The organism is Agrococcus sp. ARC_14 (genome assembly GCF_022436485.1).
Lineage (GTDB): Bacteria > Actinomycetota > Actinomycetes > Actinomycetales > Microbacteriaceae > Agrococcus.
Genome location: NZ_JAKUDO010000001.1, coordinates 1,624,943 through 1,651,470, shown reverse-complemented (window position 1 = coordinate 1,651,470; position 26,528 = coordinate 1,624,943). Strand labels below are relative to the sequence as shown.

Below are 26,528 nucleotides of genomic sequence, written 5' to 3'. Positions count from 1 at the left end.
AGCGGAGCGCCGATCCGCCACGCCGCATAGACTCCATCCGTGGCTGTGAGTGATCGGATCGTCTGGATCGACTGCGAGATGACGGGACTCGACCCGCAGGTCGACGAGCTCGTCGAGATCGCGGTCGTCGTCACCGACTTCGAGCTCGAGGTGCTCGAGCCCGGCATGCAGGTCGTGATCAAGCCCTCTGACGAATCGCTCGAGCAGATGAACGACTTCGTCCGGCAGATGCACGCGACGAGCGGCCTCGACGTCGAGATCCCGAACGGCGTGAGCCTCGCAGAGGCCGAGCTGCAGGTGCTCGAGTACGTGCAGCGCTTCGTGCCGCTCGAGCGCACCGCGCCGCTGGGCGGCAACACGATCGGCACCGACCGCATGTTCCTGGCCCGCTACATGCCGGCGCTCGACGGCTTCCTGCACTACCGATCGATCGACGTCTCCAGCATCAAGGAGCTCTCGCGCCGCTGGTTCCCGCGCGCCTACTTCCAGAGCCCGGCGAAGGCGGGGGGCCACCGCGCGCTCGCCGACATCCTGGAGTCGATCCGCGAGCTGCGCTACTACCGCGCCGCGGTCTTCACGGATGCACCGGGGCGTGCGAGCGAGGAGCTGCAGCAGATCTCGGCGAAGGTCGTGGAGGGCTTCGGCACGCATCTTCCGGGCTGAGCGCTCGATGCGGCATTCGGCCGCAGGATGTCGTACACTGTCCTGGTTGCGCTTCGAGCGCACATGGTGGGTATAGCTCAGCTGGTAGAGCGCCGCCTTGTGGTGGCGGATGTCGCGGGTTCAAGTCCCGTTACTCACCCCAGACGGGTCAGGTGTGAACTTTCGACCAAGGGACCACCCTTGGAGGAAGTTCGCACCTGGCCCTCTCTCTTCGCCTCGGCGGCCCAGGTGAGAGCGTCGGCCTGCAAGTCGGCGCCGCTCAGTCCGTCGTATGGAGACCGGTACCCGACGCGCACGTCGTTGTCCTCGTCGACGTAGATCGCCTTGAACAGCGCCTGGTTGCAGAGCCGGCGGTTCGCGTCGTCGGCGTTGGCATAGATGTCGGCGACGTTGGACAGCAGCTCCAGCGAGTCATCGAGATTCGCCCGCGCCTCCGCGTAGTGACCGTGGTGCGCGGCGATCCGGTGAGCGATCGTCTCCAGCGAGGCCGTGATCCGGTCCTGCTCCTTCTTGAGGAGATCGAGAGGAATCGCGCCAGCGTAGTGGGCCTGAAGCAGCTTCTGCTGTTCGCCTTCCAGCTGCGTCCTGCGCGTCGCAAGGTCAGCCAACTCGGCTGCTCCCTCGGACATCATCTGGTCGAACTTGGCATGCAGCATCGACGACAGTGCCTGCATCGTCTCGGAACTGATCTGAACCCGTGCGTAGAAGCGCTCGACGAGCCGCTCGACGTGCTCGATCAGCATCGCCTGCCGAGTGCAGTCGCTCCTGCCCCCATGCCGACTTGCGCACACGAAGTACGGGTAGATCGTGCCCTGGCTGCTCTTCGCGTTGCACACCAGCAAACGCGACCCGCACTGCCCGCAGAAAACTGTCCCCTTCAAGTAGTGCTCATGCACTTGGGTCGCGTCCGCCGCCGAGCGGTGAGTGCCGAGCACAGTCTGAACCTGGTCCCACACCTCGTTGGGGACGATCGCCTCGTGCACTCCGGCGTAGGTGACACCCTGGTACCGCACGCTGCCCTTGTAGTAGGGGTTCGTCAGCATCCGGTGCACAGATGACTTGGCGATGGGCCGGGATGGCCGTCGTGGCGTCGCCGCACTGGACAGTCCGCGCGCCACGAGCTCTTGGTGGAGCTGGCTTGTCGTCCAGTCGCCGGAAGCGAACACCAGGAACGCCCACCGGACCAGCGGCGCTCGTTCACCGTCGGTCTCGACGGTACGGACTTCCCGTCCGAACTCGTCTCGCACGCCGACGTTGCGGTAGCCGATGGGTGCCTTCGTCACTGTGCCGCCCTGCGCTGCCTTCTGCGACAAACCCTTGACGACCTCGGTGGCGAGGTTGCGTGAGTAGAACTCGGCGATCGAGGACATGATTCCGTGCAGCAGCATTCCCGAGGGCGTCTCGTCGATGTTCTCGGTCGCCGACACGAGCGTGACGCCCGCGTCCTTGAGTGCCAGATGGATGGTCACGTCGTCGGCACGGTTGCGGGCGAGCCGGTCGACCTTGTGGACGATGCAGTAGTTGGTCTTGTGCTGGGTGACGTAGTGGATCATCCGCTTGAGTGCGGGCCGGTCCGCCTTGCGCGCGGACTCCCCAGCGTCGACGAACTCCTCGACGATCGTCGCGCCAATCTGATCGGCCTTGCGTTGGTTCGCCTCCCGTTGCGCCGGGATCGAGAAGCCTTCGGCGTTGCCGCCCTTCTCCGCCTGTTCCTTCGTAGAGACCCGCAAGTACGAGACTGCGATCGCTCCGGGGAAGGGTGTCGGCGCAACGAGGCTGTCGATCGCGGTGCGGTCCGTGTCGATGAAAGTCATGGCTCTTCTCCACAGTCGCTGGGCCTGCCGACGCGGACTGATGTGACGGCGGATGTTGATCGTGAGAAGAGCCCGAAGGCTGAAGGACCAGGCCAAGACGGCCACGTTGACTTTGCCTCGTCGAGACGACGAAGCGCTAGGACCACAACATCCGCCATCCGCGGCGGATGGGCTCATTCTACGACGACCTCCGCCCGGAGGCACGAGGGCGCTTCGGTCCTGGCGCGTCACCCGAGCGACACGACCCGGACTGCTGGAGTGCCATGCGAATCAGTAGTTCGCTGAGCTTGTCCAGGTCGGGTGGCTCGTGGAAGTCAGCGCGGATCGTCAGCTCGCGCTCGCTCTGCTGACGCTGCCCGGTCTTCCGCACATAGCGGCGCGCCACGATTCACACCTCGCCGTTCTCCGGATCTGCAGCCGCGAAGAAGGCATCCTCTGCTTCTTGCCGCGCGGCAACCTCATCAAGGACGAACCGCACGAAGTCCTCGTCACGGTCCGTGATCGACGACTCTTCGACCGGCTGTGCGGGGTCTTCGCCCGGCCAGCTCGTCTGACGTGTCGGGCGGTCCCTGTCGAGCCGGGTACCGCAGGCCGCTGTCCAGTCACGAAGCCGAGCACGGGTATCCGCGAAGTCACGGTGCCAGCCGAGCGGCGCGGAACCGTTCTGCTCCGGGTCGTAGGCGCACAACCAGTGGAGATGCAGCGCGGACAGCTCCCAGAGGAGTTCGGTGTGGCGGTGCCAGTACGGCGGCACGACACTGGCCGGGAGTCCGTAGGCATGCCGGAGCCAGTCCACCCAGCGGTTCAGTTCGAGCAACTCTGCTTCAAGGTCGTTGGCCGTGAGGAGATTCCAGTTGACCGGATGCGGCGGCTCCGGCACGTCGAATCGGGTTGGCGACGCCCCTCCCTCGGGCGGCATGTCGTCATGCTCGGGGAGGAACTGATCGGTCATGACGGGATCGCTCACATTACGATCGCAGCCGCACTGGACGGCGCGGAGTGCTGCGGGGATGCGAAGGGTGTGGCTTCGCGGCCGGCAGTGCGCCCGCTGCGGTCCACCTCGTAGCGGGTGCGGGCCAGGTCGTGGCCGATACGCGTCGCGATGAACTCCTCGCCGTCGTAGCGCTGGCCGTTGCGTTCGTACGAGTAGTCGCGGACCCGTCCGTCGGCGATGATGTTGTCGCCCTTCGCCAGCCGCTCGGCTCCCTGTTCTGCGGCACCGCGATAGGCGATTAGATCGTGGAAGGTGGTCTCGAGCTGAGTGAAGCTGTTGTCCGGCTCCTTGCGGTAGTGCTCGATGCCGACCTTCATGTAGAGGCGCGCGTCGCCACGCTCGGTACGGCTGAGCTGCGGTTCCGAGGCAACGAAGCCAGAGATGGACTGGTGTGTGCGAACGGCCATAATGTCTTCCTCCTGATCTCCGACGACCAGCTGAATGTGGTCGCTGTGTCAGGCAGGTGCGCTCCGGCACCCCGGCGCCGTCCTCAGGGAGTCGGATTGCGCAGGAGTGCTTCGAGTTCGTCTCGATCCCTTCGGAGCTGTGCGGCGTCAGGCCGGGTCGGCCAGGCGCGCAGGTCGGTGACGATGGGCGGTGCGGAGCGCAGCAAGGTGATGCCGGTGCCGAACGGCAGCCTGCGGATGCGGTCTGGCGGCAGGATCGGGATGCGGCGGATAGAGCGCTGGTTGGAGCGGGTGCCGCGGTCGCCGAGAGTCACACTGTCGGTGTACTCGTCGCGCTCACCGATCAGAGTGGCGAGGTCTTGAAGGTCGCGACTGTTGGACGCGCCCCCAAGGATGATCTTCACGATGCTGGCATCCCAGATCGCACCTGCTTGATGTTCGCTCCACCGGTCACGAGCCTGAGCGAGCGACTGCAAGACGGGCAGTGTCGTGATCCCGGTGCCGCCACCTTCGGCCATAAGCGTCGGAAGGGACGGCAGCGGCGCGAGGTTGCCGATCTCGTCGAGCGCGAGCAGCAGAGGCGGGTCGAGCCGCGCTCCGGGTGAGCGGGCGGCCAGGCTGCGGGCGGTCTCAATGAGGTCTTCGACGAACGCCGCGACCAGCGCGGCGGAGGCACCCGCTCCGGCCCCCGTGGCGAGGAGGTGGAGGGTGCCCTCCTCGGTGAGGAAGGTTTCGGGATCGAAGTGCTCATCTGGGGCGGGCGTGACCGCATCGAGCACGCGGGGGTCGGCCAGCGCCGCGAGTGCGAGGGAGACGCCCTGCCAGATGCTGTCGCGGGTCTTGGGGTCGGCGTCAATCATCGCGCCCAGGGAGTCGTCCCAGCCCAGCGCTGCGTTCGGATGTGAGGCGAGGATCGCGACAGCCTCCGACGCGGCACTGGGGTCGAGGGTCCACCTGAACAGCTCGGCCGGTGCCCTGCCGTCGAGTGCAGCGGCGTGCAGCAAGCTCTGGAGTGCGGTGCGGGTCTTGCCTTCCCAGAATCCGCCGGACTCGACACCTCCAGCGCTTAGGCCGGTGGCTGCGGCGAACCCGTTGGCGCGGATCATCGCGGTCAGCGGATCGTGGCATCCACGTATCGGTGACCACCGCAGTCCGGCGGGTATGCGCTCGGCCAGGCGTTGGGGGTCGAAAACGGCGACCGGCCCGCCTCGCCGTTGCCGGGCTTTCAGGGTGGCGGTGAGGTTGTCCGGCCGGGTGCTGGTGGTGACGACGGCACCGGGGGCGTCGAGGATCGCGTTGATGACGACGTGCAGGCCTTTGCCGGAGCGGGGCGGGCCGATCAGCAGGATCGAGTCCTCTACCGATGCCCACACCTTGGTGCCGCGGCTTGACCCCAGCAGGTAGCCGACGTCCTGCGGTGTCGGTGATTCGAGTGACGGTCGCAGCGTTGGGGCGCGCCGCAGCAGCGCCTTCGCTGACGCCGCGACCTTGACCTCATGGTTGGTCGCGACGCCGGCAAGTCGATGCGGATCGGTCTCGGTCTTCCGCGTGTGATTACGCAGCATGCGCCAGACCCACACGATCCCGACGGCGAGTCCGCCGAGCAGTCCCACGCTGACCAGCCAGTATGCGACTGGGTTGAGCCCGTCGGTCCCGAGCGCGGAGGCGGGATCGGCGGGGTTGAACAGGACGGCGAGGCCCGCGGCCGGGCCGGCATCGGGCTGCGGCGCAGCGGTCAGGAACGCGGTGACGCTGCCAGCGGCACGGAGGACGAGAGCGATGCCCAACATGCCGACCAGACCGAAGAGGGCGGCGTTGGTCAGTTCGTCGCCCATGCTCCCGGTCTGCCGCTCGTTCATGTCATCCGCCGCACCGCGAGCGTTCCTGAGATACGGCCAAGCAGGATGGCTTCCTGCCCCGAACCGTCGGGGAGAGTGTCGAGGTCGATGAGCGCGCGGGCTTCTCCGCTTTCGGTGGCGTTGGTGTGGCAGACGATCGTCGCGACTGCGACATTCTCGCCAGGGATGAATCCGCGCGCGGTGACCTCCATCAAGCGCGGCACACCGCGCGCATGGCCAGTCCGGCGCGTCTCCGATGTCGACGCGTCAGGTGGGGCTGCGGCGCGTTGGGGCTGGCGGGCGCGGATGATGTCGGTGAACACGGTCCCGTCAGGCTCGCGCACCTCCACTCGGACCGCGACTGTGCGGTCCCTCGTGATGGCGTCCATGAGCGGGCCGAACGTCGCGCGCGTCCAGGCGGTCGCGGCCGGTGACGGAAACGGTGTTCCATCGACCGTTGCGGTGAGTGTTCCGTCCTCGGCGACGGTGACGAGGACATGCAGCAACTCGACCGCCGCCTCGACCCCTTCGTCGTCCGGACTGAAGCGGTGCATGCTTGGGAGGTTCATCGGTGACCTCCAGCCGCGCGACTGCTGGTGTCGAACAACGCGAGTTCGGCCGGGTGGAGTTGGTGCTGGCAAACGAAGCTCCTGGCCTTGATACGCCACAAGCCCTGCCCGACCCCGAGGTTCGGCAGAAGGTGCTTTTCGGTGCCAGTCAGGCCCAGCGCGGTCGCGGTCGGCCCGAGCTGGTCGGACTCTTGCCGATACACGATCCGCGTCTCCGCATTTGCCAGCAGCGAGTTCGCCAGCGAGCGCATGGCGGAGCCTTGATCGCCTACGTTGTCCAGGTCGGTGAGCTTGTGGAAGATCAGCATGTTCGCAATCCCGTAGTGACGAGCGAGTCGCCAGTGAGCGTCCATCCGGCGCAACAGCGCCGGATGGGACATCAGCTGCCACGCCTCGTCGTAGATCACCCACCGCTGCCCGCCGTTCGGGTCGAGCAGCGCGGACTCCATCCACGCCGACGAGCACGTCATCAGAACGCTGATGAGGGTCGAGTTCTCCGTGACACGAGACAAGTCGAGTGTGATCATCGGCAGGCTGGGGTCGAACGCAACCGTCGAGGGGCCGTCGAACAGTCCCGCCAGGTCACCCGCGACCAGTCGACGCAGCGCATGGCCAACGAGACGACCGTCCTCGGCCAGCCTGCCGTCAGCATCGGAGCTGGGGGTCAGGACGTGATCGACGACCATCGGCAGGATCGGCACGTCGTTCTCCCGCACAGTCTGGGCCAGGGCAATGTCGATCGCGGTGTGCTCCAACGGCGACAAGCCCCGCCCCAGCACCGTCTCTGCCAGCGCACCGATCAGGTCACGGCGACGGGCAGCAACCGTGGAGGCCCATTGCTCGCCCGAGAGACCAGCGGGCCGATGACCTTCATCGAGCGGGTTCAGGCGGGTGTTCAGGCCGTGACCAAGCACGATGGCCCGGCCACCGACAGCGTTGGCGACTGCGGTGTGCTCCCCCTTGGGATCGCCGGGCACGTACACGCGCCGCCCGAAGGGCAGCGAGCGGGTGTAGAGGGACTTGGCGAGGCTGGACTTTCCGGAACCAACGATCCCGGCCAGCACCACGTTCGGGGCCGTGATGACTCCGCGCGCGTAGAGCACCCACGGGTCGTAGACGAAACTGCCGCCCGAGTAGAGGTCCTGGCCAACGAAGACACCGTCGGCTCCGAGACCACCCTCGGCGACGAAGGGGTACGCGCCCGCCAGCGTCGCGGACGTGTCCTGATGCCGGGTCAGGCGGAACCTGCCTGGTGTCCGCAGCTGGGCCGGCCCGGACTCGCCTGCCTTCGGTAGGTAGACCGTCGCCCGTCGCTCGGCACGCTCCCGCTCAGCCTTGGCTTTGGCGGTATCGAGTTCGGCCTTGCGTTGCTCGGCGTGCAGTCGCGCTTCCGCCTTTCGGCGCTGCTTGCGGAGCTTTCGCCGCTCGTTCGACGGTGCCAGAAGGACGGCGGTGTGCAGCCGCTCCCGATCCTGGGTCACAGTCCCAGCCCCCGCGCCTGCTTGACCGCCGTGATCTTGGCCGGCTCGAACCACGACCCATCCGGCTTCGACGCCGGCATGTCGGTCTGCTTCGGAGCGCCCGGCGACGAGTACGACACCAGCAGCTCCGGGCCACCCTGCGTCGGCGACGGCGCGGCTGGCTCAGGTTCCTGCGGCTCGAAGACGGGCTCGGTGTAGCGGCGCAGGAGCGAGACGTAGCCGATGTGCGGATTGACGACCAGCGCGTACTCGCCGGACGTCACAACTCGATCGTTGGCGCCCTCGCCGGGCACGTTGTAGATGTACCCGTTCTCCAATGCGGCCTGCGTGGTCTCGTCTCCGTAATCCCACTGCGCGAGATAGTCCACTGCATCGACGTGTCCCAGCTCGCCAAGGATGCGCAACGGTCGGTCAGCCTCATCGCCCTGGAGGAAGACCACGCTGACCCACCGCGACTGCGCGGCATCCTCGAGGGCAGGGCTGGTGTGCCAGGCGATTCGCCCGGCCGCGATGAACCCTTCCGCGAGCCTGTCGTAAGCCCGGTCGACGAGGTTCGCGGCCTGATGCAACTCCTCCGCGGCGGCAAGCGCGTCCCGAACTCCTGCCTGGTGGTCGCCATCATCATTGAACGCGTGGGCGACTTTGCGGGAGTGAACACCGGCGAGTTGGTCGAGCACCTGCCGCAACGAGCGCAGACCAGAGGACAGATCACCGATCACCCCGTACATCTGAGCGGGTTGATCGAAGCCCCGGCTCGCGTGAGCCAGCCCGCGCAGCGCTTCGGACGCCTCAGCGGCGTCGGCGGTCGGATCGAAGAACGTAGGCATAGCGACCTCCGGGAGCGAGCAACTGAATCACCAGGCAGGTGCGCCCCCAGGCCCTATGTCAGTGCTCCCCCATACCCTTAAGGCATGGGTTTCACCGCCTCCGTGCTGCGCGTCATGATCGCCTCTCCATCGGACATCCCCGACGCCCGCGATGCCGTAGAGGCGGCCATCAACGACTGGAACAATGCGAACGCCAAGAACAAGCAAGTGGTGCTGCTTCCTTGGCGATGGGAGACGTCGTCCGTACCGGTGCTCGGTGGGCACCCGCAGTCACTCATCAACTCACAGGGAGTTGATGAGTCCGACATCGTCTTTGCGCTGTTCGGTAGCCGTCTTGGGTCCCCGACGCCAGACGCGGTGTCGGGCACCGTCGAGGAGATTGCGCGCGCGGTGGACAGCGGGAAGCCGGTTCACCTCTACTTTTCTACAGCGGCGCTTCCGAACGATGTCGACACACGTCAGCTGGATGGGCTTCGAAATTTTCGCGCTGAGATCAGCCAACGCGGGCTGCTCGGTGAGTTTGCCACGACTGCCCAGCTCGGTCACGAAGTATGGAAGGCGATTGAGTATGACATCGCGCAACTCGACTTGGGGGTGCCCGTCTTGTCGTCACCCCCTCGCGGAGTGAGGTTCTCAGCTCAGCCGCAGCAAGAGCGCGAAGTCAAGAGCTTCGACAACAAGGGCAAGCCTTGCTACTCGAACCGCCACTGGATCGAGATCACCAACGCGGGAGACGAAGACGCGACGGATGTCGTCTTCGAATCGGCAGGTGACAACTCCAGCATGATGCTGGCTGGTGCCGATGCACCCACGGTCATCCATGCCGGCCAGACTCGCCGCCTCAACGTCTTTCACCACATGGGTGGAGGCGACCCTGACATCCTCCGCATTCGCTGGATCGAGAATGGGGAGCCGAAAGAGCAGGACTACCACGTCGGCTGATAGTCACACTGGGCGGCAGAGCGGAAGCGCAGCCGCAGAGAATGCAGCGGCTTGCTGCCCGACGAGCAGTCGGGTTTCGCATGATGCCTGGATCGCGGCCTGCTCGATTGCGGCGACGGCGGCGTCGAGTTCCTCCACGGTGGGCGCGGACACGCTGATGAGTCCGGTGTAGCGCAGGATGCCGTGGCCGGCGGTCAGGTCGGCTTCTTGCTGGAGGACGTCGTGGTATTCGGCGGTTAGGGAGGCGTCTTCGATCTGACCGATCTTCGCTCGCTGGGCTTGGTCGGAGATGTGCTCGACCTTCTTCTTGCGGATGTCGCGGGCGGCTTGGTCGGAGCGCATCGGGGTGCAGATCAGCGAGAAGCTCCGCTGGATGCCGGTGGACAGCAGCACCGGCGAGAGGAAACCGGGATAGACCAGCGAGCGGGGCCACTCGCTGATCCAGAGCACGGCGTGGTGGGCGGAGTCGGTGCGTAGCCGTCCCCAGGTTTCGGTGACCGCGACCGGACCCGCGGTGGCGAGCGACTGTCCGAGTTCGCCGTGGCGTTCCAGGGTGGCGGCGATAGCCGGATCGTAGGCCGAGCGCAGCATCACTGCGATCTGTCCTGGTGTCAGCCATCCTGAGGGTGACAGGTCGGCCGAGCGGAGCGCCGCGACAAGGGTGTTCATCTCTTGCCGCAGGACGGCGGCGGCACCGCGAATGCCGCCGCCTGCGGTCCTGATCTGCCGAGCACTAGCCTTCGTGTCGAGGCTGAGCGAGAGCGTCGTGGCGTGACGCTCACCGGCGGGCCCGGCACGGTCGATGAGTTCGGCGTAGGTGTCGGCCGCCCATGATCCGTCGTGTGTGCCGTGATTGGCCCACCATTCGGCCAGGCCGGTGCCGGAGTCTGGGAGGGTGCGTTCGAGGACTTGCAGCGTGCCGATGCGCCCGGACCGGCACACCGTCGCAAGGACACGGCCCCAGGAGGTGACACGACGTTCCTGCTCACCGGGATCGAGCAGCACGAACGCGGGGTGCGTGAACCCGCACACCACCGTGAGGGTGGCGGCGTGGGGGTCGTGGATCATCCCGGCACCGGTGTCGGGATCGGAGTACTCACGCAGTCTCGCCATGTCGCCGGGCAGTGCGAGCGTGCCAACCGGACGCGGCACAACGATCCTGCGCCGGTAAAGCAGCTGCCCACCCGTTGTGCGCCACAGCCACCAGCCGGCCACGGGCAGCCACTCCACTATCGGACGGCCCGCGGCCGGTATCCACGTCAGCGCGGCGGCGAGCACCCACACTGGGGAGGTGTAGGCGAGCAGCATCGCTCCGCCGGCGTATAGCGCTCCGACCAGTGTGCCTCCGCCGATGGCGAGGGTGATGAGTTGTGTGAGCGACAGCCCGAGGAGGACGCCGCGGCGGGTGAGCCGGGAGAACTTCACCGGCACCAGCTCACCCGCGGTCTGCCGGTCGTTGTTCGCGCTGCTCAACGTCTACTCCTTCGGCGGGCGTGGCGCGGGCTGGTTCGGTGGAGGCGGTGACAGGTCGGTGCTCGGCGGGCGTCGGGCCGGGCCCGCCGCCGGCGGTGCTGCGGGTGGCGCTGCGGGCGGTGGCGGTGTCTGCGCGGCTGCATCGGCGGCGCGTTCGCCCTGGGCCCCCAGTGCGGTTCCGGCCTTCGGGCCGGCGGTCGCGGCTCCCTTGGCTACGCTCGCTCCGACCACCACGCCCGCGGCCACGGGACCGGCTGCGCCTGCGCTGCCTCCGCTTGCTGCGGCCCCTCCCCCGCTCGCAGCGGATGTAGGTGCGAGGGCCTTCGCCGCCGGTGGAGTCCCGCTCTCACTGCCGGAGGGTCCGCCCGAGCCACTGCTGCTGCTTGCCCCGTCGAGCACCTTCTTCCGGTCTCCGCCGCCTTGCGGCTTAATTGGGATGGGGATGGGCCGGTTGAGGGCGTTCTTGGCGTCTTGCTCGGAACCGATCGCGTGGTACATGTCGAACCCGACGAAGGCGATGAACTTGTACGTCAGGTAGGGCGCGAACGCAGCCATCGCCATCAGAACGATCCCCGCGATTGGGTCGCTGATCGATGCCAGGTCGGCGTCGATCGGTGCGGAGACCTGGGTGATTGCCACCAGGAACATGACGACTAGTACGAGCTTGGAGCAGATCAGTGCAATGACGAACATCGCCCACTTCCCGATCCAGCCGCGCGACGCGTCCCACGATGCGCCGCTGAACGCGAGCGGGGCGAACACGACTGTAACCAGCAGCAGCGCCTTCCTGACGAGGAGGGACAGCCACACGATCGCGGCGGCGGCGATCGCGAGGCCGGCCAGGAAGATCGTGATGATCGCTCCCACGCCAGGGGCGGCGATGTTGATCCCGACCAGCCCGGTGGCGAGGAGGGCGATCTTGTCTCCCATCGACCCGGTGGTCTCCCCGGCGGCCTGCACGATCCCGAGGCACAGCTGATCCACGACCTCCAGCAGGAGCGCCGTGAGCGTGATGACGACAAACGATCCCAGCACCGACTTGGCGAGTCCGAGTGCGGCGCGGGTAAGGGCGGCCGGGTCACGGCGGATCAGCCCGGTGATGAGTTGGATACAGAAGAAGATGAGCATCACGAAGACTGCGATGCCGAACAGCAAATTGTAGACGGCGAGGTAGCCGGGCTTGGTGACATCCACCAGTGTCGTGGTGTCGAACACCGACCAGACCGCCTCGAACAGCCACCCGGCGGCAGCCCCCATCGCCTGCGCGAGCCAGTCGAACGGTGCCGCGACCAGAGAGGCGGCTCCTTCGCCGACGGCATCGCAGACCGAGGAGATCACGGGAACGTCGCACACGCCCATCACGAACACCAGCTCTCGACGTGGGCGTGGTCAGACCTGTTGGCCGACGTTCCAGAAGAAGTTGATGAGCGTCACGCTCGCGCCGCAGATCACCGCCGCGCCGCAGGAGACCAGGACGCCGATCTTCCCCCGCGACGCGAGGTGCGGGTTCGACGAGTTCGCGCCGAAACCCCACACAATCGCGGAGACGATCAGCGCCAGCACGGACAGGATCAGGCCGATGGTCATCACCGCGCCGACTATGGTGCGCAGCTGATTGATCCCCGGCAGGCCGTCGGTGTTCGGGTCGATGTTGATGTCCATCGGCACTATCAGCGGCGCGGACATGGCGGTAGTGAGCAGATCGAGCACGGTGGATCTCCTTGGCGACGAGCGTCCCGCCTGCGAACTCGCAAACGGGTACACGCGACAGGTGCGCCCTCGTCACCGTCCTCGTCGGTGGTCCCCCTAGCCTTGAGGTGTCTGTGCGTCGCTCGCCCGAACGGGGTCGCCGGATCGAGGGGTGCAAGCAAGATGAGTCAGTACGGGGTGGACTATCTCCGGCGTTTACGCGCCGCTGTCGAGAAGTTCGAGGAAGCGTTCAACGCCTGGATGAGCACTCAGGTCGAGTCAGATCACATGTCTGCACGCGGCCTCTTTCCGACTGTGTGGACTAAGGAAGGCCAGGATCAGAACGAGGTCCAACGCCTCGAACTCGGTGTTGCGGAGGCAGCCGGCTTGGCAGCGAGCGCAGTGTCGGTAAGCGGTGCCTATATTGCGATTGCGGGCATCGGAGTGATCGACCCGATCTCCAACTGGTCGTTCATGGCCGCTCCCAAGGCTCCGATCGCGCCTCGAGACATTCGTACGACGACCGCCAATGTCAAGGGCAGGCTGGACGCAATGATCGTCGATGCAGAGTCGCGCACGGACTCTGAGCTACCGACTTTCGCGCCCGCGCAGTTTCACCCGGTGGTCTGGGCGGGCGCGTCCGCACATTGGACGATGCATCAGTACCGAGTGGCAGTTCGCGAGGCGGCCGAGGGCCTCACGGTCCACTGGAAGGAGCGGCTCGGCAGAAACGATGTCGATGACACTGTCTTCTGGCAGCAGACGCTCTCACCAGGTGCACCCGAACCGGGCAAGCCGAAGCTCAACTGGCCGGGAGCGTCGGACGACAAGACGGTGAGGAGCATGCGCGGTGGCCTCGAACCGCTTGGAAAAGCCCTCAACGCGCTGGCCACCGGTCTGAACCTCACAGTCCGCAACGTGACAACGCACACGCGCACCGAGCTGTCTGAGCAAGAGGCAATGGAGCGCCTCGGGGCCTATAGCTACTTCGCGCGGTTGCTTGATCGGTGCGAGACAGCGAGCGCCGAGGTGGAGGATTCGGACCAATGACGCCAACCTTCCAGCTACAAGCTCGATCCGACTGTGAGTAGCCAGTTCATCCAGGCCACGCCACCTCCGGCGAGCGCTGCGGCACCGAGTGCGACGAGGACGCCCGTTCGGCCCTTGCTGGCGGCCGCGTAGTTGCCGTGGGCCGTCGCGATGGCCCAGACGATCGCGGACAGAATCAGCATCAAGACGGCGACGATGAGAACGAACGTCAAGAGTGCGCCGACTACCGCGCGGAGGTCTCCGATGCCGCCGAGGCCGTCGAAGTCGGGGAACACGCCCATGGTCGATCACCCGCCTTTCACGGTGACGTGGAGGTGGTCGTAGTGGCCTCCGGTGATCGAGGCGGGGTCGTGCATGCCGCCGCCGCTGTAGGGTCGCCAGCCGTCTGCGTCGCGGTCGACGGACCAGATCTGGCCTTGCCAGATGAGGTACTGAACCCCCAAGACCTGGGCGTTGTCCTTCATCCAGTGCGTGAGCTTCCAGCCTGCGTAGAGTTGCACCGCGGTGGGGCGTTGTCCGATCTGGTTGCCGAAGGCGATGTCGCAGGCGCGTCCGAGGGGGTGCTCGGACTCGGTGCCGGGCCGGGGTGAGTAGCAGCCCCAGCCGGTGTCGGGGAACGCAGTGAGGGTCTGTTGGTAGAGGTGGAGCAGGCGGGCGGTGACCTGCCCTGAGCTGGTGGGATCGTCGACGAGCCGGTCGGGGTCTCCATCGACGCCGATCGGCGCGCCGGCAGTGCCGTTGTTGCAAGCGGCCGGTGATCCGCTGGTCGCGGTGGGGAGGTTCGCGGCGCCGTGCTGGTTGAGCCAGGCTGCGGCGTCGATGGCCTCGCCGTTGGTGCCGCCGGGCCGGACCTCGAAGTGGAGATGTGCGCCGGTGCTCATGCCGGAGGAGCCCACATCGCCGATGTGTTGCCCGGCGCTCACCCGGTCGCCAGCGCGGACGTAGATGCCGGTCTGCCACATGTGCGCGTAGGCGGTCGCGACGGTCTGGCCGTCGATGGCGTGCTCGATGACGATGAGACCGCCGTACCAGCCGGAGAACTCCGCGACGGTGACAGTTCCGTCAGCGGCGGCGAGGATCGGTGTACCGTCGGCTGCTGCGAGGTCGGTGCCGGTGTGTAGTTTCCGTTCGCCGGTGATCGGGTGCACGCGCATCCCGAACGGCGAGGACAGCACCCAGGTGCCCTCGGGCAGCGGGAACACCACCCGCGACGACGAAGATGCTGGGCCACCGACGCCCAGAGCGGTGCCGCCGCCGTTGGTGAGGGCGGTGAGGATGCTGTCGGCGACGGGTGCGTAGTTGCGGTATCGATCTGGGTAGGCGGAGACCTCGACGGCTTGAGCGGCTTCGCCGGGGTCCATCTGTTGCCAGCCCGGGAGGTCGAGCAGGCCGCGAGGCGAGGGATAGTTCGGCCCGGTCGGTCCGCCGAAGAACGCTCGGGCCTGGTAGGTGGGGTCCATGAGTTCGGCGACGGTGCCCCATCCCGATTGCGGTCGCATCTGGAACAGCCCGAGCGAGTCGTAGTCGCCACCGTTGCCGTCGTTCGGGTACTTCGCGGACTCGGGGTAGGCGCCGGTGTTGGTGAGCATGCGCAGTGTGGACTCGGTGAGGGCGGCCATCAGCGCGATCTTGACTCCCAGCCGGCCTACGTCGTCGACGCCGTCGCCGATGGTGATGATCGTTGCGGCGTGCGTGAGCTGCTGACGGCCCAGGGTGAAGGTCTCGCCGTCCGCGGTGGTTGCGGTGAGCGAATCCGGGACAGGGCCAAGAGCAAAAGCGCCGCTCGGTGTGGCGCAGTGGGCGGCGGCGGGGTTCATCAGCACTCCGATGCTGAGCAGTCCTGCGGCGGGTCCGAAGAACAGCAGCGCCAGTGCTGCGAAGGCGACTTTGCGGAACACGACGCCATCCCTTCAGCGCAGCGGATTGTCGAGCTGCGAGAGCCGAAGCAGATGGCAGGTGGGATAGGTCGGTGCGCAGACGACGAACACGGTGAAGGCCACGGGATGCTCGCTGGTGACCGATTGGCCGTTCCATACCCCTGCGCGGTGGCGGGTGCCCTCGATCGTGATGGCGGTCGTGCCTGGCGCGAGTTGCCCCGGTTGCGCCTGCTCTACCGCGTCGGCCCAGGCTGCGGGAACGTGTGCAGCGTCGATGGTGAGGTGCTGGCGGGTGGCGTACTGCCGCAGCTCGATCCAAGCCTCCCGGTTCGGCAGGTACGCGGCGACATCGGAGGCGAGCCCGGCTTGTTCGTCTCCGCTGGGGTCACCGACCGCGAGGATCGCCGAGGTGTAGTCGAGCGGCCACCGACCTGAGGCGGTGTCCCAGGCGAACAGCGTGGCGGCGACGCCTTGAGCGAAGGTCTCTGGATCGGCGGAGCGCGGGACGGAAGCAACGTGCGGCGGCTTGGGCGCGGTTGGCGGCGAGGTTGGTGTCGTGGCGGCCCGGCCAGGCTCCGAGTCCGGGTCGGTGTTCAGCGTTGTGCGTGGGCCTGTGAGGAGTCCGTAGATGCCGACTCCGGCGAGGAGCAGCAGCACGACGCCGGCGGCGATGAGTGCAACGGTGCGTCGTCGAGTACGGGGATCAGAGGCTGCAGGGCTCATGCTGAGCAGGTGCGCACCCGGCATCCGCCCTCGGTCAGAGTGCGCGCAGGTGTGGGCCTTCACCCGTGGCTTGGCGAGCTGAACGGAGTTCGTCGGCGACCCGGGCGGTGCCTTCAGCTGTTTCGAGGAAGCTCTCGAACTGCCCTTGGGTCAGCTCGTTGGCCAGTGCGTCGGTGTCGTAGTGGGTCCACCAGTTGGTCAGCTCGCCCCAGGTCTGGATGAACGCGCGCACTGGGTATCGCACCGGCTGACCCTCGTTGGCGACGATGGGCAGTAGCCGTGGCGGCGTCCGCTTGCCCTTCTTGACCGACTTCGCGTGGGCCACGGCCGCCTCAGCGCGAGCCTGAAGCTCGGCCTCGAGGCGCTGACGGGCAATGGCATCGGCCTCGCGGATCGCTTGATAGATCGAATGCACCGGATCGCCGGCCTCGATCCGCTCCAGCCCAGCGGCGGCCTCGGTGCGCAGCGTCTCGGGTTGAGCGGGGTCGTTGGCGACGTCTTCGAGGTAGCCGATCTTGTCCATCGTCTTGTAGGACGCTCCTCCGGGGACCATCGCGGCGGCCTGTTCGTGGGCACGTCCGTGCGGGGTGCGTGACGGTGTGGGAAATTTTCCCGCACCGTTTATCCCTGGCTGGTTCTCGCTGCTGAACTGTGTGGCGGTCTGGCGTCGGGCGGCGTCTTCGGCCATGACCCGCTTGAGTTCGCGGTACAAGCCAGCGGCTTCGAGCTGGGTGTAGGGCTTGTGGAGCACGTTGTCGTCCTGCTCGGCGAAGAGTTGCCCGAGCCGGTCGGACAGGCCGCTGCGTACCCACACGTTGACGGTGCGCCAGCCGAGCCTCTTGATCGCGGCGAGGCGACGTGCCCCGCATACGAGCACGCCATCGATGGTGATCGTGAGGGGTTGCAGCAGTCCGTCGCGTTCGATGGACGCGGCCAACGCGTCGATGTCGCCGAGGTCGGCGCGGTGTCGGTGCCCCACGATGATCGAATCGACGGCCCGGTCGAGTTGGATGCTGCCGATCTGTGGCTCGGTCACGACGCCTCACCGCCTCCGCCGCTCGGCGCGGCCAGTGCGAGGGCGAGGATCAGATCGTCGTCGCGCAACAGCAGGTCGAGGGTCTCGCCGAGCAGTAGTCGCAGCAGGACGCCTCGTCCGCTCCTGGTCGCCGCGTACGCCGGGTGCGGGTTGCCGAGCAGTGCCTTGAGCAGGGCGGTCCAGGAGCGGCGCGGCAGATCGAGCAGTGCCCGCGCGTGACGGTCCCGGCGTAGCGCCTCGTAGGCGGATTGACGTGTGCCGGCCTTCATCAACGCGCCACACACGTGCTCCACCGACGCCCGGGCAGCGTCGGGCGGCCAGTTGAGCAGGCACAACATCGCGATGGCGTCCTCGGCCGCCGAGCCGGCGGACATGCAGGCCTGGGCCGAGCCGAGACCCTCGCGCGGCCCAGCGTCGAAGTCGCTGGGATGGGCGTCGGTGCTGTGGAACGCGGGATGGTAGTCGGTAAGCGCGGTGTCGCGTTCTGAAAACCTTTCGGGGTCGTGGAACGCCGAGACGTGCGCGCGGCGGGCCTGGTGTACCGAGCAGAGCAGGCCTTGGGCACGTTCCTCGTAGACGCAGGTGATCCGGACGGCGTGGGTGATGATCGCCCACGGATCGTTGGCTTCGCGGGTCGAGCGGTACCGCATCGCGTCGAATGCGGCAGCGACCGCCTCCCAGGTGTCGAGCTTGTGCTTGCGTGCCAGGGCTCGGTACTTGTCGGCGGCGAACTCCATCAGGTCGCGTGCCACCGGGTCGTGAACCCAGGCGTCCTCGCCTCCCACGTAAAGACGGTTGAGCAGGGCACGAAGGCCTTCGCTGGTGGTGAAGTCCTCAGGCCTGTGGGCCGTCTGCTCGGTGCTGGTGCTGGTGCTGGTGGATGTGGTCACGGTGTCGGTACCTCCTGACAGGCAGGTGCGCACTCGCTCCCACGAGTGCGTCCTGCTTGCCGATGCCGGCGGGGCCATGACCTGTCACCACCGTCAGCTCATCGAGACCCCGGGCCGGGACGGCTGAGACGAGGGTGCGCTGCTGCGCCCGAACGCCGAGATCGGCGGCAACCGGCGGGGACGATCCCCGAGACGACGTGCTCCGGCACCAATCGGGGTCCGGGTGCGGCGCGCCAATTCGGCCTGGAAGTCGAGACCTCGACCGGCCGCGTGCGCCGAGTGACGAGCGATCAAGTCGGTCGGGCGCACCCACTCCACGCCCCTGCCGCGAACGATCGCGTGATGCTTGTCGTCACGGGCGACCTGCGCAACCCGTACCGCCTCCGGAGTGCTCGTTGCCTCGACGGATTCGTGACGCTCGCGCGGCTCGTGGGGTACCTGACGAGCCAGATCGGGCTCAGTGGCGCCATTCTGCTGCGGGGTGTCGGCGGTGTTCATGGGGTTGTCTCTTTCCGCTCGTCGGAGGTGTCGTTGGTGTCAGCCAGGTGCGCGATGGCGAACCAGCGGCCGACCGTCGAGGGATGCACTCCGAGTTCGCGGGCGATCCGCTTGTTCGACCAACCCGCCTCGCGCAACTCCGACCCCAGAGCTCTGCGATCCACGACCGTCGCCGTCGCGCCGCGAGCAGGCGGTTGTGGATCAGCAGTTGGTAGCGCCGGCAAGGCATCCGCAATGACCGTCGAGAACGACGCACCAGCGGGTCGGTCGGTGTCGGTTCCGGCTGGTCGAGTGAGGATCACGGTCAAGTGGGTGATGGCGAGCAGCACGACGGGCGGCACTGCCGCGACGGAGGCCGCGAGCACGCCCGGTACGTCGGCGTCCGCGGCAACGACGGCGTGGATGGCGTTGGCGGTAACCGAGACGAGGGCGCCGCCGACCAGGAGAGCCCACGGGTACCAGGCAGAACGTTGCCCGGCCAGTGCGACGACGGCGACCGTAGCGACGACGATGATGCCGTCCACGATCAGCGGCCAGGCCCACGCCTGCCCGGCGCCGATCCCCGAGCGGGCGGCGAGGTCGGCCAGCGACGTGAACGACAGCCAGAACGCGCCGGCGGCGATGAACACCGTCCCGGCCGCCGCCGTCACGACCGCCCACCTTCGCCCATCCGCGGCGCGCATCACAAGTCCCGCCCTCGCTGGGACGCGACCGGCGGCGGGTTGCGTTGCCGCTCGAACCACCCCGCCGAACGCACGCCACTTGTCGGCGGGTCCGGATGCGACGGCGAACGGGGTGCGGGCGGAACGAGGCGATAGGCGGAGCGCACCGTCGTGGTGATCTCTCGCTCGCTGAGCCCTGCTTGGCTTGCGGCAGTGGTGAGGACATCGAGCGCATCGGAGGTGGGTACGCCGTTCTCCGCGAGGCGGCATGCCGCCCAGAACAGGCTTCGGTTCCGTTCGCCCTCACCCCGCCCGGCGACCCATGCCGCCAGTCGCGCAACATCGGTCCCTTGGACCTCGACGCCCGTGCGAAGGGTGGCGGGTTCGAGGCGAGGATCAAGGAACTCTCGCAGCCCGGCCGCATCAACATTGGCGCGATCAGCGCTGGCCCTCACCACTTCGTATCGAGTCGGCACGTCGTCGATGACCCGCTCCGAGGGCGGCACGATGATGTAGCCGCCGTCACCCCGGAAATCGACACCGGCAGCGGCAGCCTGCCACGACCGTTGTTCGACGCCCGGCGTCGCAGCGTAGAAGGCGTGCAACCCTCCCGACGGAGTCCGCACCAGAAGCGCCCATCCGCCGACCAGTCCAGCGCGGTTGGCGCGGTCGAACGCGATCCGCCCATCGGCGCGGCCATGCACGTCGACATCCACCACGACCATCCCGGAGGTGCCGCCGGTCGGGACACCCAGGTTCGCCTCGGGGGTCCGCGACCACCACGTCGCGACCTCCGCCACGCGGGTGGTCGCGTCGCGGAACCCGTGCGGGGTGATCGGCTGTTTCCCATCCGGCGCGCACGGAAACACCGGCACTCCTGCCAGCGCCAGATTGCGGGCGGCGACCGCCAGCGTCGCTGCTCCACTTGCGCGGAGCAGCGCCCTGGTGAAATCCGGCGGCTCGGTCATCACAGCTCCCGCCCTGCCAGCACCGGCACCCCTGAGGGACGGTCCGATTCAGCCAACGACGACACCGTGGCCGCCTGCGTGGGCCTCGCGGGTGAACGCACCGCGGCGTCACGTTCGAGTCCGGGCGGGGTGCCGTCGCCCACCTGGGGTGTGTCGAGCTGGTCGAGGATCGCCAGCACGGTCTTTCGCACGCGTTCGCCGGTCGCTTGAACCACGTTGGCGGGCTCTTGGCCGTCTACCCTGGCGGCCCAGGTGGAGACGTACGGGATCGTGTACCCGGTGGTGTCCATGCCGTGCGCGGCACCGATCATCAGCGCGACGCTTTCGGCCTCGACCTCGCGGATGCCGCGGTGCTGTCGGACGTCGTCGTCGTCGGGATCGTGCATCAGCACGTGCGCCAGCTCGTGCGCGAGTGTCTTGACCTGAGCGGCGGGGTCCATGTTCTCCCGGACCGCGACCGTGCGTGCCTTGTAGTCGGTGAGGCCGTTCGCCCCCGACATCATCCCCTCGTGCGGCACCCACAGCACCTCGAACCCTGCACCGCGAATCTGTCCCGCGAGCCCGTCCCACAGGCCAGATGCAGCCTCACCTTCCAGCAATACCGGCGAGGGCAGGGTCGGCAGCGGGTCGCCGTCGGTCTGGGATGCATCCCACACGTAGGCGGGTCGCGCGCCGATCATCCGCGAGCGCACGACCTCGCCCGCCTTCGGCTTCTCCCGCGGCCCCAACCGTCGCCACGAGCCTGCATCGCCAGGTGTCGTCGTAGCAAACCGACCCGTCACCGGCGCGAAGATCATGTACCCGGCTTGGCCCTTCACCACCTGTCGGCCGACTCCCTGCCACTGGCGGTAGCCGGCGACCAGAGTCGGAAACGGTTCCGGCACCCGGCCTGCGTCGAATGCCGCCTGGTGCTGCACCCAGATCAGCAGCGTGTTGTTGAATGATCGGCTGCGGAAACGCGCTGCGAAGGCCAGCGCCTGCCGCCAGTGGTCGCCCGTCACCAGCGACTCGACCGCCGCGGTCAGCTTCTCGTGCAGCTCGTCTAGCTTCGCGTCGCGCGCGGCGCGGGCGTCCAGTGTCGATGCCATGCTCCGGCCTCCTCTTCGGTGTGCCACGACGCGCGTGCGCGCGGCTGTACACCTGCCAGGTGGGCGCGAGCTCCCGTGGCGGTCCCGTAAGTTGGACACCGTTCGCCTCCTTGAGACAGCGTGAGCCGACTTTGCGGAGCATGTTGAGCATGCTCAATGGGTCCGAGGGTCCCGTTCTAGCACCGGCTGTTGAGCATGCGCAACCGTTGACTTGTGCATGCTCAACGAGTATGTTTGAGCATGCACAACCACCCTCTGAGGTGCGGTACCTCGATGCCTTGCCCGTCGCGAAGGGAAGGGGCAGACCATGACCGAAGACGAGAGCCAGGCTGCGGCTGAAGACCTTGCCAAGCGTCTGCGGCTCTTGATGGACGTTGCCGTCGCCGAGTCCGGCTCCGAACCCACCTACTCACAGATTGCGGACTACCTCAAGGAACGCGGCGCCAACCTGTCGCGGTCGCGATGGACCTACATGGTCAACGGCCACCGCTACGTCCAAGACCCTGCCCTCTTCAAGGGGCTGGCGGCGTTCTTCGATGTAGATACCGCCTTCCTGATGGGCGAGGACGGCGCAGCGACCCCCGAGAAGGTCTCCGCTCAGCTCGACCTAGTTCGTTCGATGCGCGCAGCGAAGGTGAAGTCCTTCGCCGCCCGCACACTCGGGGACATCTCGCCGAAAGCACTCCAAGCCATCAGCACGTTCCTGGATGAGGAAATGGCGCACATACCCGAGCACTGACGGGTGTCGCGCGCCGCGGAGCCGATACCGGTACATGCTCTCCACCGAGAGGGGCACATTGTGAACGTCGAACAGACCGTATCGGCGGCCGTCACAGACCTTCGGCTCGACGGCACCTTCACCCTCGACGAGCTCCTCCACGCGGTTCAGAACTGGCGGCACCGCAGGCTCCGTGTCGTTGAACTCGCCGACCTCGACACGCACGACGGCATCTGCGCGGTCTGGCTGGTCACCGACACCGAAGACATCGTGCTCCACGCGCGCAGCGACTCGGCGCTCCACCGGCAGCAGTTCGTCCTGCACGAGTTCGCCCACATGATCCTCGGCCACTGCGAGGGCGACGATTGCGCGGCCGAAGACGTGCTGCTGCCCACCATCCCGCCATACACGCGCGGACGCCTGCTGAAGCGGCAAGACATCGACTCCGAGACAGAGATAGCTGCCGAGTCCCTCGCCGACCGGCTCGCCGCGGGCATCCGAAGATCGGTGTTCGCTGAGTCCCGATACTCGGAGATATTCGGATGATCCAGACGCTCGTCGCGACGCTCATGTGGGTGCTCGTGGCGAGCCTGCTCATCTTCCGCCGCAACCGCGCCGACCGGAGCATCACCTACGCCGCCCTCACCATCGCCGTCGCGATGACGCTGAACGTCGATGCCATCTACACCGCTACCGATCCACTCCTTGGCCGAACCAACATCACGACCCTGGTCGCGGACGCACTGCTGATGACCGGGCTGTTCTTCCTCGGCCGAGGAGTGATGAAGACCGGCGAGTACCGACCCCGGCTCGTCCGCACCGCCGTGAGCGTCCCCATGCTCATTGTCGCTCTGCTTGCGATCACTGCCACGTTCCTATTCATCGACCGCGGCGTGACCACGACCCGGTTCATGAGCGACCTCGGCGCACAGCCCGCAACAGCGACGTACTCGATCATCAACTTCACCTACGCCGGTCTCGTCGTCGCAACGATGATGGTTCTCGCTGCGCGACAGTATCGGCACAGTTTCGGGATTCAGCGTCTACCCGCAGGACTGTTGAGCCTCGGATCAGCGTTCGGCGTCGCCCTGTGCCTATCCGTGCTCACCATGGACATCGCCCACGTCACCGGCCACCTCGACTTCATGCGCGCCGTCCAGCCCGCTTACGGGCCGCTCTCTCTGCTCACTTTCTTGTTCCTGTGTGCTGGCTCCGCGACTCAGCCCGCCGTGCGCCGCGCCCGGCACTACCTGCGCCGGAGGCGCACCGCTGGCCTTGTGACACAGTTGGAACCACTCTGGAACGAGGCGACGTTGGTGCGACCTGGCCTGAGCCAAGCAGACCCGCTCGCCGCGAACGCGGAAGACCCGGAACGTCGTCTGCACCGAGAGATCGTCGAGATTCGCGACGCGATGATCGACCCGCGCGTTTCCTTCGACATCAGCAGAGCCGAGCGCACCCTGCTAGAGCACGCCGAGAGCCACCTCCTCGGACTCGACGGCGTCGCCGCATCGTCGCCACGAACGCCGAACGAGGAGAGCCGCTCATGAGCAGCCGCCTCGCCCTGGGGGCGGGGATCGCGGCGGCAGCTGCCGTGGCCACCGGTTGGGTCATCGCACGACGCCTGACCGCTCCCGTCTGCCCGCGCACGTTCGACCTGACCATCCGTGGAATCGAGCACGACGACGACGGGACTCAGCAGATCGTGCTCGATCGCAGCGCCAACACCACAGCCGGCGGCATCTACAGCCTCTGGTTCGACGGCGGTGGCTGGGCGCAGCTCTCCGCAGCGGTACTGGAACGCGGGCCAACCCGAATCGCACGAACTGTGACCGGCGCTTCGCCGGGGCTGAGTCTCGCGGCTGGTGAGCGCGTCTCGTGGAGCGGGATTCACTTCGCGACTCCGGCAGACGCCGGCCTCAACGCGCGCGACATCACCATCGACACGCCCGCAGGAAGGTGTCCAGCCTGGCGCATCGACGGCGACCCCTCGACGTGGGCGATCCACATCCACGGCCTCGGCAGCACCCGCGCTGGAACTCTCCGCGGCGTGCTCGCCGCAACCGAACTCGGCTACACCTCACTTGTCGTCACATACCGCAACACCGACGAAGGGCCGCGTGTAGGCAACGGCCGATCGACCCTCGGATACTTCGAGACGGCAGACGTTGACGAGGCCCTCGGATACGCCGCTCGACGAGGTGCTCAACAGATCGTCCTGTTCGGATGGTCAATGGGTGCCGCGATCGCGCTCCGGCTCGCCGCCAGACCTCGGCACCACGGCCTCATTACAGCGCTCGTGCTCGACTCACCAGTGCTCAACTGGACGGAGACGATCAAAGCCAACTGCGCCCGCAGCGGACTACCCGCGGCAGCGGGCGTCCTTGCCGTCCCGTGGCTCACCCTTCGCCCACTCGCACGCATGGTCGGTGTGCCTGAACCGCTCCCGCTCCGCTCATTCGACTGGATCGCTCGCGCCGCCGAGCTCACCACCCCGATGCTCATCCTTCACGGCGCACACGACGACTCCGCACCGATCGGGCTCTCACAGGTACTGCAACGCCAGCGTCCCGACCTCGTGACGCTAGAGACCTTCGATGCTGGTCACACCTTGACCTGGAACACCGACTCCGCCCGCTGGCGCGTCGCCGTCACCGACTGGCTCGCGACGCACCTTCCGACCTGACGACCGTGGCCGCTTGCACCCCGCTTAGTTCGGCCACGCCCGGAGAAACCCAGTTCAAGCGGCACAACCCCCGATAACATCCGGGGTGTTGGCCCCCGCTGGGCCGTAGAGCGAGGGAGGACCAACGTGTCTGAGCCGTGGCTGTCCGCAGACGACATCGCCGCCCACCTCGGCATCACCAAAGACACCGTCTACACGTGGATCGCCGAGAAGGGCATGCCCGCACACAAGGTCGGCCGCCTCTGGAAGTTCCAAGCCAGCGAGATAGACGACTGGGTGCGCCGAGGCGGTGCTGCCTCCTCCTCCGAGAGTTCCCCGCCAGGGTGAGCATCGCACCACTCTGAGCCGTCACCGACCCTTTGTCGGTGGCACCCCATAGCTTGATCCACTGCCCAGAAACCGGAAGGAGGCACCAGAATGAGCGGCACATCCCAGACGGACGGCCGATACGCGCTGTCGTTCACCAGCGGTGCCCTCCTGACGCGGGAGGCCGTGATCGCTGTGCCGCTCTACCTGGACGTTCGTGACTGGCGCATTGTCCGTGACCAACTCCGCGCGGAGAATCTGCTCCAGGCGAGAACGGCCTCGTCGGGGTTCCGGCTGGCGCGCGAGGTCGCGCAGCGCTTGGCGGTGCTCACAGATGCGGAGCTGGAGTTGCTGCGAGATGCGAGCCCCAGCGAGCGCGACCATCTGATGTGGGTCGCGGCCTGTCGCCGCTACGCCGTGATTGGTGACTTCGCCGAGGAGGTCCTGCGCGAACGATTCCTCTTGCTCACCCCCTCGCTGAGCTACGAGGACTTCGACAGCTTCGTTCGGAGGAAAGCGCTGTGGCATCCGGAGCTCGCTGAAGTGAAGGACTCAACGTTGCAGAAGCTCCGCTCGACCGTGTTCAGGATGCTGACCGAAGCCGGTCTTCTCATCGGCGGTGAGGTTGTGAACGCGCCGCTGTCTGAGCGTGTCCGAGACGCGCTCGACGCACAGACGCCGAGCGATGTGCGGTTCCTCCCGACCCGCGACCGCAAGGAGGTCCCACGGTGACACCACATGAACTCACTCGCCAAGAGGAGCACTTGTTCTCGGTGCTGAGCGGTCAGCGCTTCTTGAAGATGGAGGGACTGTCGAACGAAGTTCCGTTCTTCATCTATCCCTACGAGCCCGAGCACGCACTCGACGTGGCGCAGGCCAAGAAACGAGTCAAGAATCGGCTGGCCAACAAAGGCATCGAGGTCCGCGAGATCAACATCTACGACCTGTCGGTCGAGGTACTCAAGGAGCGCGGCGACTGGGATGAAGTCCTCGAAGTGGAGCCCGAGCTGGATAAGGCCGAGTTCACCGAAATGCTGCAGTCCATGCTCAACCCGCAGCAGCATCTCGCTCCAGCCATCAGAGCGAAGCTTGCGGATGGCGGTTTCGACATCGTGTTCCTGACGGGGATCGGCGAAGTCTTCCCCTACATCCGCTCCCACAACGTGCTCAACAACTTGCAGAGCGTCGTGGTAGGCCGACCCATGCTCATGTTCTTTCCCGGCCGCTATGAGCAGTCCGACGCCCTCGGCTCATCGCTAGTGCTGTTCGGCAGGTTGAAGGACGACCAGTACTACCGCGCCAAGAACATTCTGGAACAGGAACCGTGAC

The 26,528-nt window shown here is 66.9% G+C and carries 29 protein-coding genes and 1 tRNA gene; 11 read left to right on the top strand and 19 right to left on the bottom strand.

Features of this window, described 5'->3' with window-relative positions:
• Positions 1 to 39: 39 nt before the first annotated feature.
• Both orn and MKD51_RS08125 read left to right on the top strand, forming a co-directional pair.
• Entirely contained in the window at positions 40 to 663 is a 624-nt protein-coding gene (gene orn, locus MKD51_RS08130; RefSeq protein ID WP_346986700.1) for an oligoribonuclease, read from the top strand.
• 66 nt (positions 664 to 729) lie between these two features.
• Positions 730 to 805, top strand: a tRNA-His gene (locus tag MKD51_RS08125).
• Here MKD51_RS08125 and MKD51_RS08120 read toward each other — a convergent pair.
• The 7 genes from MKD51_RS08120 to MKD51_RS08090 all read right to left on the bottom strand — a co-directional run bounded on the left by MKD51_RS08120 (position 798) and on the right by MKD51_RS08090 (position 8,593).
• Positions 798 to 2,477 (bottom strand): recombinase family protein, encoded by a 1,680-nt coding sequence (locus MKD51_RS08120; protein ID WP_240239822.1) that lies wholly within the window; start codon positions 2,475 to 2,477, stop codon positions 798 to 800. The two genes, MKD51_RS08125 and MKD51_RS08120, sit on opposite strands and share 8 nt — an antisense overlap.
• Before the next feature lie 388 nt (positions 2,478 to 2,865).
• The gene (locus tag MKD51_RS08115; RefSeq protein WP_240239821.1) at positions 2,866 to 3,444 is read right to left on the bottom strand and encodes a hypothetical protein; all 579 of its coding nucleotides are present in this window, start codon (positions 3,442 to 3,444) and stop codon (positions 2,866 to 2,868) included.
• Positions 3,441 to 3,878 (bottom strand): single-stranded DNA-binding protein, encoded by a 438-nt coding sequence (locus tag MKD51_RS08110; RefSeq protein ID WP_240239820.1) that lies wholly within the window; start codon positions 3,876 to 3,878, stop codon positions 3,441 to 3,443. Before MKD51_RS08110 ends, MKD51_RS08115 begins: the two co-directional genes overlap by 4 nt.
• A gap of 83 nt (positions 3,879 to 3,961) precedes the next feature.
• Positions 3,962 to 5,737 (bottom strand): type IV secretory system conjugative DNA transfer family protein, encoded by a 1,776-nt coding sequence (locus tag MKD51_RS08105; protein WP_240239819.1) that lies wholly within the window; start codon positions 5,735 to 5,737, stop codon positions 3,962 to 3,964.
• Complete coding sequence (locus tag MKD51_RS08100; RefSeq protein ID WP_240239818.1) at positions 5,734 to 6,270, bottom strand: hypothetical protein; 537 nt, start codon at positions 6,268 to 6,270, stop codon at positions 5,734 to 5,736. The genes MKD51_RS08105 and MKD51_RS08100 overlap by 4 nt, the downstream gene beginning before the upstream one ends.
• Before the next feature lie 11 nt (positions 6,271 to 6,281).
• On the bottom strand, positions 6,282 to 7,766 hold the full coding sequence (locus MKD51_RS08095; RefSeq protein ID WP_240239817.1) for an ATP-binding protein: 1,485 nt from the start codon (positions 7,764 to 7,766) through the stop codon (positions 6,282 to 6,284).
• Complete coding sequence (locus MKD51_RS08090) at positions 7,763 to 8,593, bottom strand: hypothetical protein (protein ID WP_240239816.1); 831 nt, start codon at positions 8,591 to 8,593, stop codon at positions 7,763 to 7,765. The genes MKD51_RS08095 and MKD51_RS08090 overlap by 4 nt, the downstream gene beginning before the upstream one ends.
• A gap of 84 nt (positions 8,594 to 8,677) precedes the next feature.
• On the opposite strand from MKD51_RS08090, the gene MKD51_RS08085 reads away from it, so the two are divergent.
• Entirely contained in the window at positions 8,678 to 9,535 is an 858-nt protein-coding gene (locus MKD51_RS08085) for a DUF4062 domain-containing protein (RefSeq protein ID WP_240239815.1), read from the top strand.
• 3 nt (positions 9,536 to 9,538) lie between these two features.
• Here MKD51_RS08085 and MKD51_RS08080 read toward each other — a convergent pair whose 3' ends face one another.
• Genes MKD51_RS08080 through MKD51_RS08070 form a run of 3 tightly spaced genes read right to left on the bottom strand, consistent with a single transcriptional unit; the run spans position 9,539 to position 12,718 of the window.
• Positions 9,539 to 11,008, bottom strand: coding sequence for a PrgI family protein (locus tag MKD51_RS08080; protein WP_240239814.1), 1,470 nt, complete (start codon positions 11,006 to 11,008; stop codon positions 9,539 to 9,541).
• Between the two features lie 3 nt (positions 11,009 to 11,011).
• Positions 11,012 to 12,367: a conjugal transfer protein TrbL gene (locus MKD51_RS08075; protein ID WP_240240881.1), complete on the bottom strand. Its 1,356-nt coding sequence runs from the start codon at positions 12,365 to 12,367 to the stop codon at positions 11,012 to 11,014.
• 30 nt (positions 12,368 to 12,397) lie between these two features.
• Positions 12,398 to 12,718: a DUF6112 family protein gene (locus MKD51_RS08070; protein WP_240239813.1), complete on the bottom strand. Its 321-nt coding sequence runs from the start codon at positions 12,716 to 12,718 to the stop codon at positions 12,398 to 12,400.
• A gap of 162 nt (positions 12,719 to 12,880) precedes the next feature.
• Here MKD51_RS08070 and MKD51_RS08065 point away from each other — a divergent pair, with 162 nt between their 5' ends.
• Positions 12,881 to 13,747: a TIGR02391 family protein gene (locus tag MKD51_RS08065; RefSeq protein WP_240239812.1), complete on the top strand. Its 867-nt coding sequence runs from the start codon at positions 12,881 to 12,883 to the stop codon at positions 13,745 to 13,747.
• A gap of 14 nt (positions 13,748 to 13,761) precedes the next feature.
• Here MKD51_RS08065 and MKD51_RS08060 read toward each other — a convergent pair whose 3' ends face one another.
• The 9 genes from MKD51_RS08060 to MKD51_RS08020 form a co-directional block, all read right to left on the bottom strand.
• Positions 13,762 to 14,028, bottom strand: coding sequence for a DUF6112 family protein (locus MKD51_RS08060; protein ID WP_240239811.1), 267 nt, complete (start codon positions 14,026 to 14,028; stop codon positions 13,762 to 13,764).
• A gap of 6 nt (positions 14,029 to 14,034) precedes the next feature.
• Positions 14,035 to 15,645, bottom strand: coding sequence for a M23 family metallopeptidase (locus MKD51_RS08055; RefSeq protein ID WP_240239810.1), 1,611 nt, complete (start codon positions 15,643 to 15,645; stop codon positions 14,035 to 14,037).
• Positions 15,646 to 15,657: 12 nt separating this feature from the next.
• Positions 15,658 to 16,371, bottom strand: coding sequence for a hypothetical protein (locus tag MKD51_RS08050; protein WP_240239809.1), 714 nt, complete (start codon positions 16,369 to 16,371; stop codon positions 15,658 to 15,660).
• 10 nt (positions 16,372 to 16,381) lie between these two features.
• The gene (locus tag MKD51_RS08045; protein ID WP_240239808.1) at positions 16,382 to 17,383 is read right to left on the bottom strand and encodes a ParB N-terminal domain-containing protein; all 1,002 of its coding nucleotides are present in this window, start codon (positions 17,381 to 17,383) and stop codon (positions 16,382 to 16,384) included.
• Positions 17,380 to 18,273 (bottom strand): hypothetical protein, encoded by an 894-nt coding sequence (locus MKD51_RS08040; RefSeq protein WP_240239807.1) that lies wholly within the window; start codon positions 18,271 to 18,273, stop codon positions 17,380 to 17,382. Before MKD51_RS08040 ends, MKD51_RS08045 begins: the two co-directional genes overlap by 4 nt.
• A gap of 93 nt (positions 18,274 to 18,366) precedes the next feature.
• Positions 18,367 to 18,771 (bottom strand): hypothetical protein, encoded by a 405-nt coding sequence (locus tag MKD51_RS08035; RefSeq protein WP_240239806.1) that lies wholly within the window; start codon positions 18,769 to 18,771, stop codon positions 18,367 to 18,369.
• A complete protein-coding gene (locus MKD51_RS08030) occupies positions 18,768 to 19,454 on the bottom strand; it encodes a helix-turn-helix domain-containing protein (protein WP_240239805.1) in 687 nt (228 codons plus the stop codon). Before MKD51_RS08030 ends, MKD51_RS08035 begins: the two co-directional genes overlap by 4 nt.
• Positions 19,454 to 20,401, bottom strand: a complete 948-nt coding sequence (locus MKD51_RS08025; RefSeq protein WP_240239804.1) for a bifunctional DNA primase/polymerase — start codon at positions 20,399 to 20,401, stop codon at positions 19,454 to 19,456. Before MKD51_RS08025 ends, MKD51_RS08030 begins: the two co-directional genes overlap by 1 nt.
• Positions 20,401 to 21,489 carry an ImmA/IrrE family metallo-endopeptidase gene (locus MKD51_RS08020; protein WP_240239803.1) on the bottom strand — a complete coding sequence of 363 codons (1,089 nt, stop codon included), beginning with the start codon at positions 21,487 to 21,489 and terminating at the stop codon, positions 20,401 to 20,403. Before MKD51_RS08020 ends, MKD51_RS08025 begins: the two co-directional genes overlap by 1 nt.
• 307 nt (positions 21,490 to 21,796) lie before the next feature.
• Between MKD51_RS08020 and MKD51_RS08015 the strand changes: the two genes are divergently transcribed.
• From MKD51_RS08015 to MKD51_RS07985, 7 genes are all read left to right on the top strand, one after another.
• Complete coding sequence (locus tag MKD51_RS08015; protein WP_240239802.1) at positions 21,797 to 22,228, top strand: hypothetical protein; 432 nt, start codon at positions 21,797 to 21,799, stop codon at positions 22,226 to 22,228.
• Between the two features lie 3 nt (positions 22,229 to 22,231).
• On the top strand, positions 22,232 to 22,753 hold the full coding sequence (locus tag MKD51_RS08010; protein ID WP_240239801.1) for a hypothetical protein: 522 nt from the start codon (positions 22,232 to 22,234) through the stop codon (positions 22,751 to 22,753).
• On the top strand, positions 22,750 to 23,757 hold the full coding sequence (locus MKD51_RS08005; RefSeq protein ID WP_240239800.1) for an MAB_1171c family putative transporter: 1,008 nt from the start codon (positions 22,750 to 22,752) through the stop codon (positions 23,755 to 23,757). Before MKD51_RS08010 ends, MKD51_RS08005 begins: the two co-directional genes overlap by 4 nt.
• Positions 23,754 to 24,893 carry an alpha/beta hydrolase gene (locus MKD51_RS08000; RefSeq protein WP_240239799.1) on the top strand — a complete coding sequence of 380 codons (1,140 nt, stop codon included), beginning with the start codon at positions 23,754 to 23,756 and terminating at the stop codon, positions 24,891 to 24,893. Before MKD51_RS08005 ends, MKD51_RS08000 begins: the two co-directional genes overlap by 4 nt.
• A gap of 126 nt (positions 24,894 to 25,019) precedes the next feature.
• Positions 25,020 to 25,220, top strand: coding sequence for a helix-turn-helix domain-containing protein (locus MKD51_RS07995; RefSeq protein WP_240239798.1), 201 nt, complete (start codon positions 25,020 to 25,022; stop codon positions 25,218 to 25,220).
• A 90-nt stretch (positions 25,221 to 25,310) separates the two neighbouring features.
• Positions 25,311 to 25,931: a DUF1819 family protein gene (locus MKD51_RS07990; RefSeq protein WP_240239797.1), complete on the top strand. Its 621-nt coding sequence runs from the start codon at positions 25,311 to 25,313 to the stop codon at positions 25,929 to 25,931.
• Entirely contained in the window at positions 25,928 to 26,527 is a 600-nt protein-coding gene (locus MKD51_RS07985; protein ID WP_240239796.1) for a DUF1788 domain-containing protein, read from the top strand. The genes MKD51_RS07990 and MKD51_RS07985 overlap by 4 nt, the downstream gene beginning before the upstream one ends.
• Position 26,528 lies beyond the last annotated feature (1 nt).

What these genes read in the sequence shown, in the direction of transcription:
- MKD51_RS08060 (WP_240239811.1), bottom strand. Translation starts at nt 14,028, where the DNA reads ATGGGCGTGTTCCCCGACTTCGACGGCCTCGGCGGCATCGGAGACCTC.
- MKD51_RS08110 (WP_240239820.1), bottom strand. Translation starts at nt 3,878, where the DNA reads ATGGCCGTTCGCACACACCAGTCCATCTCTGGCTTCGTTGCCTCGGAA.
- MKD51_RS07990 (WP_240239797.1), top strand. Translation starts at nt 25,311, where the DNA reads ATGAGCGGCACATCCCAGACGGACGGCCGATACGCGCTGTCGTTCACC.
- MKD51_RS08015 (WP_240239802.1), top strand. Translation starts at nt 21,797, where the DNA reads ATGACCGAAGACGAGAGCCAGGCTGCGGCTGAAGACCTTGCCAAGCGT.
- MKD51_RS08065 (WP_240239812.1), top strand. Translation starts at nt 12,881, where the DNA reads ATGAGTCAGTACGGGGTGGACTATCTCCGGCGTTTACGCGCCGCTGTC.
- MKD51_RS08085 (WP_240239815.1), top strand. Translation starts at nt 8,678, where the DNA reads ATGGGTTTCACCGCCTCCGTGCTGCGCGTCATGATCGCCTCTCCATCG.
- MKD51_RS08075 (WP_240240881.1), bottom strand. Translation starts at nt 12,367, where the DNA reads ATGGGCGTGTGCGACGTTCCCGTGATCTCCTCGGTCTGCGATGCCGTC.
- MKD51_RS08120 (WP_240239822.1), bottom strand. Translation starts at nt 2,477, where the DNA reads ATGACTTTCATCGACACGGACCGCACCGCGATCGACAGCCTCGTTGCG.
- MKD51_RS08050 (WP_240239809.1), bottom strand. Translation starts at nt 16,371, where the DNA reads ATGCCGGGTGCGCACCTGCTCAGCATGAGCCCTGCAGCCTCTGATCCC.
- MKD51_RS08090 (WP_240239816.1), bottom strand. Translation starts at nt 8,593, where the DNA reads ATGCCTACGTTCTTCGATCCGACCGCCGACGCCGCTGAGGCGTCCGAA.
- MKD51_RS08020 (WP_240239803.1), bottom strand. Translation starts at nt 21,489, where the DNA reads ATGGCATCGACACTGGACGCCCGCGCCGCGCGCGACGCGAAGCTAGAC.
- MKD51_RS08035 (WP_240239806.1), bottom strand. Translation starts at nt 18,771, where the DNA reads ATGAACACCGCCGACACCCCGCAGCAGAATGGCGCCACTGAGCCCGAT.
- MKD51_RS08100 (WP_240239818.1), bottom strand. Translation starts at nt 6,270, where the DNA reads ATGCACCGCTTCAGTCCGGACGACGAAGGGGTCGAGGCGGCGGTCGAG.
- MKD51_RS08000 (WP_240239799.1), top strand. Translation starts at nt 23,754, where the DNA reads ATGAGCAGCCGCCTCGCCCTGGGGGCGGGGATCGCGGCGGCAGCTGCC.
- MKD51_RS08005 (WP_240239800.1), top strand. Translation starts at nt 22,750, where the DNA reads ATGATCCAGACGCTCGTCGCGACGCTCATGTGGGTGCTCGTGGCGAGC.
- MKD51_RS08105 (WP_240239819.1), bottom strand. Translation starts at nt 5,737, where the DNA reads ATGAACGAGCGGCAGACCGGGAGCATGGGCGACGAACTGACCAACGCC.
- MKD51_RS08030 (WP_240239805.1), bottom strand. Translation starts at nt 19,454, where the DNA reads ATGCGCGCCGCGGATGGGCGAAGGTGGGCGGTCGTGACGGCGGCGGCC.
- MKD51_RS08025 (WP_240239804.1), bottom strand. Translation starts at nt 20,401, where the DNA reads ATGACCGAGCCGCCGGATTTCACCAGGGCGCTGCTCCGCGCAAGTGGA.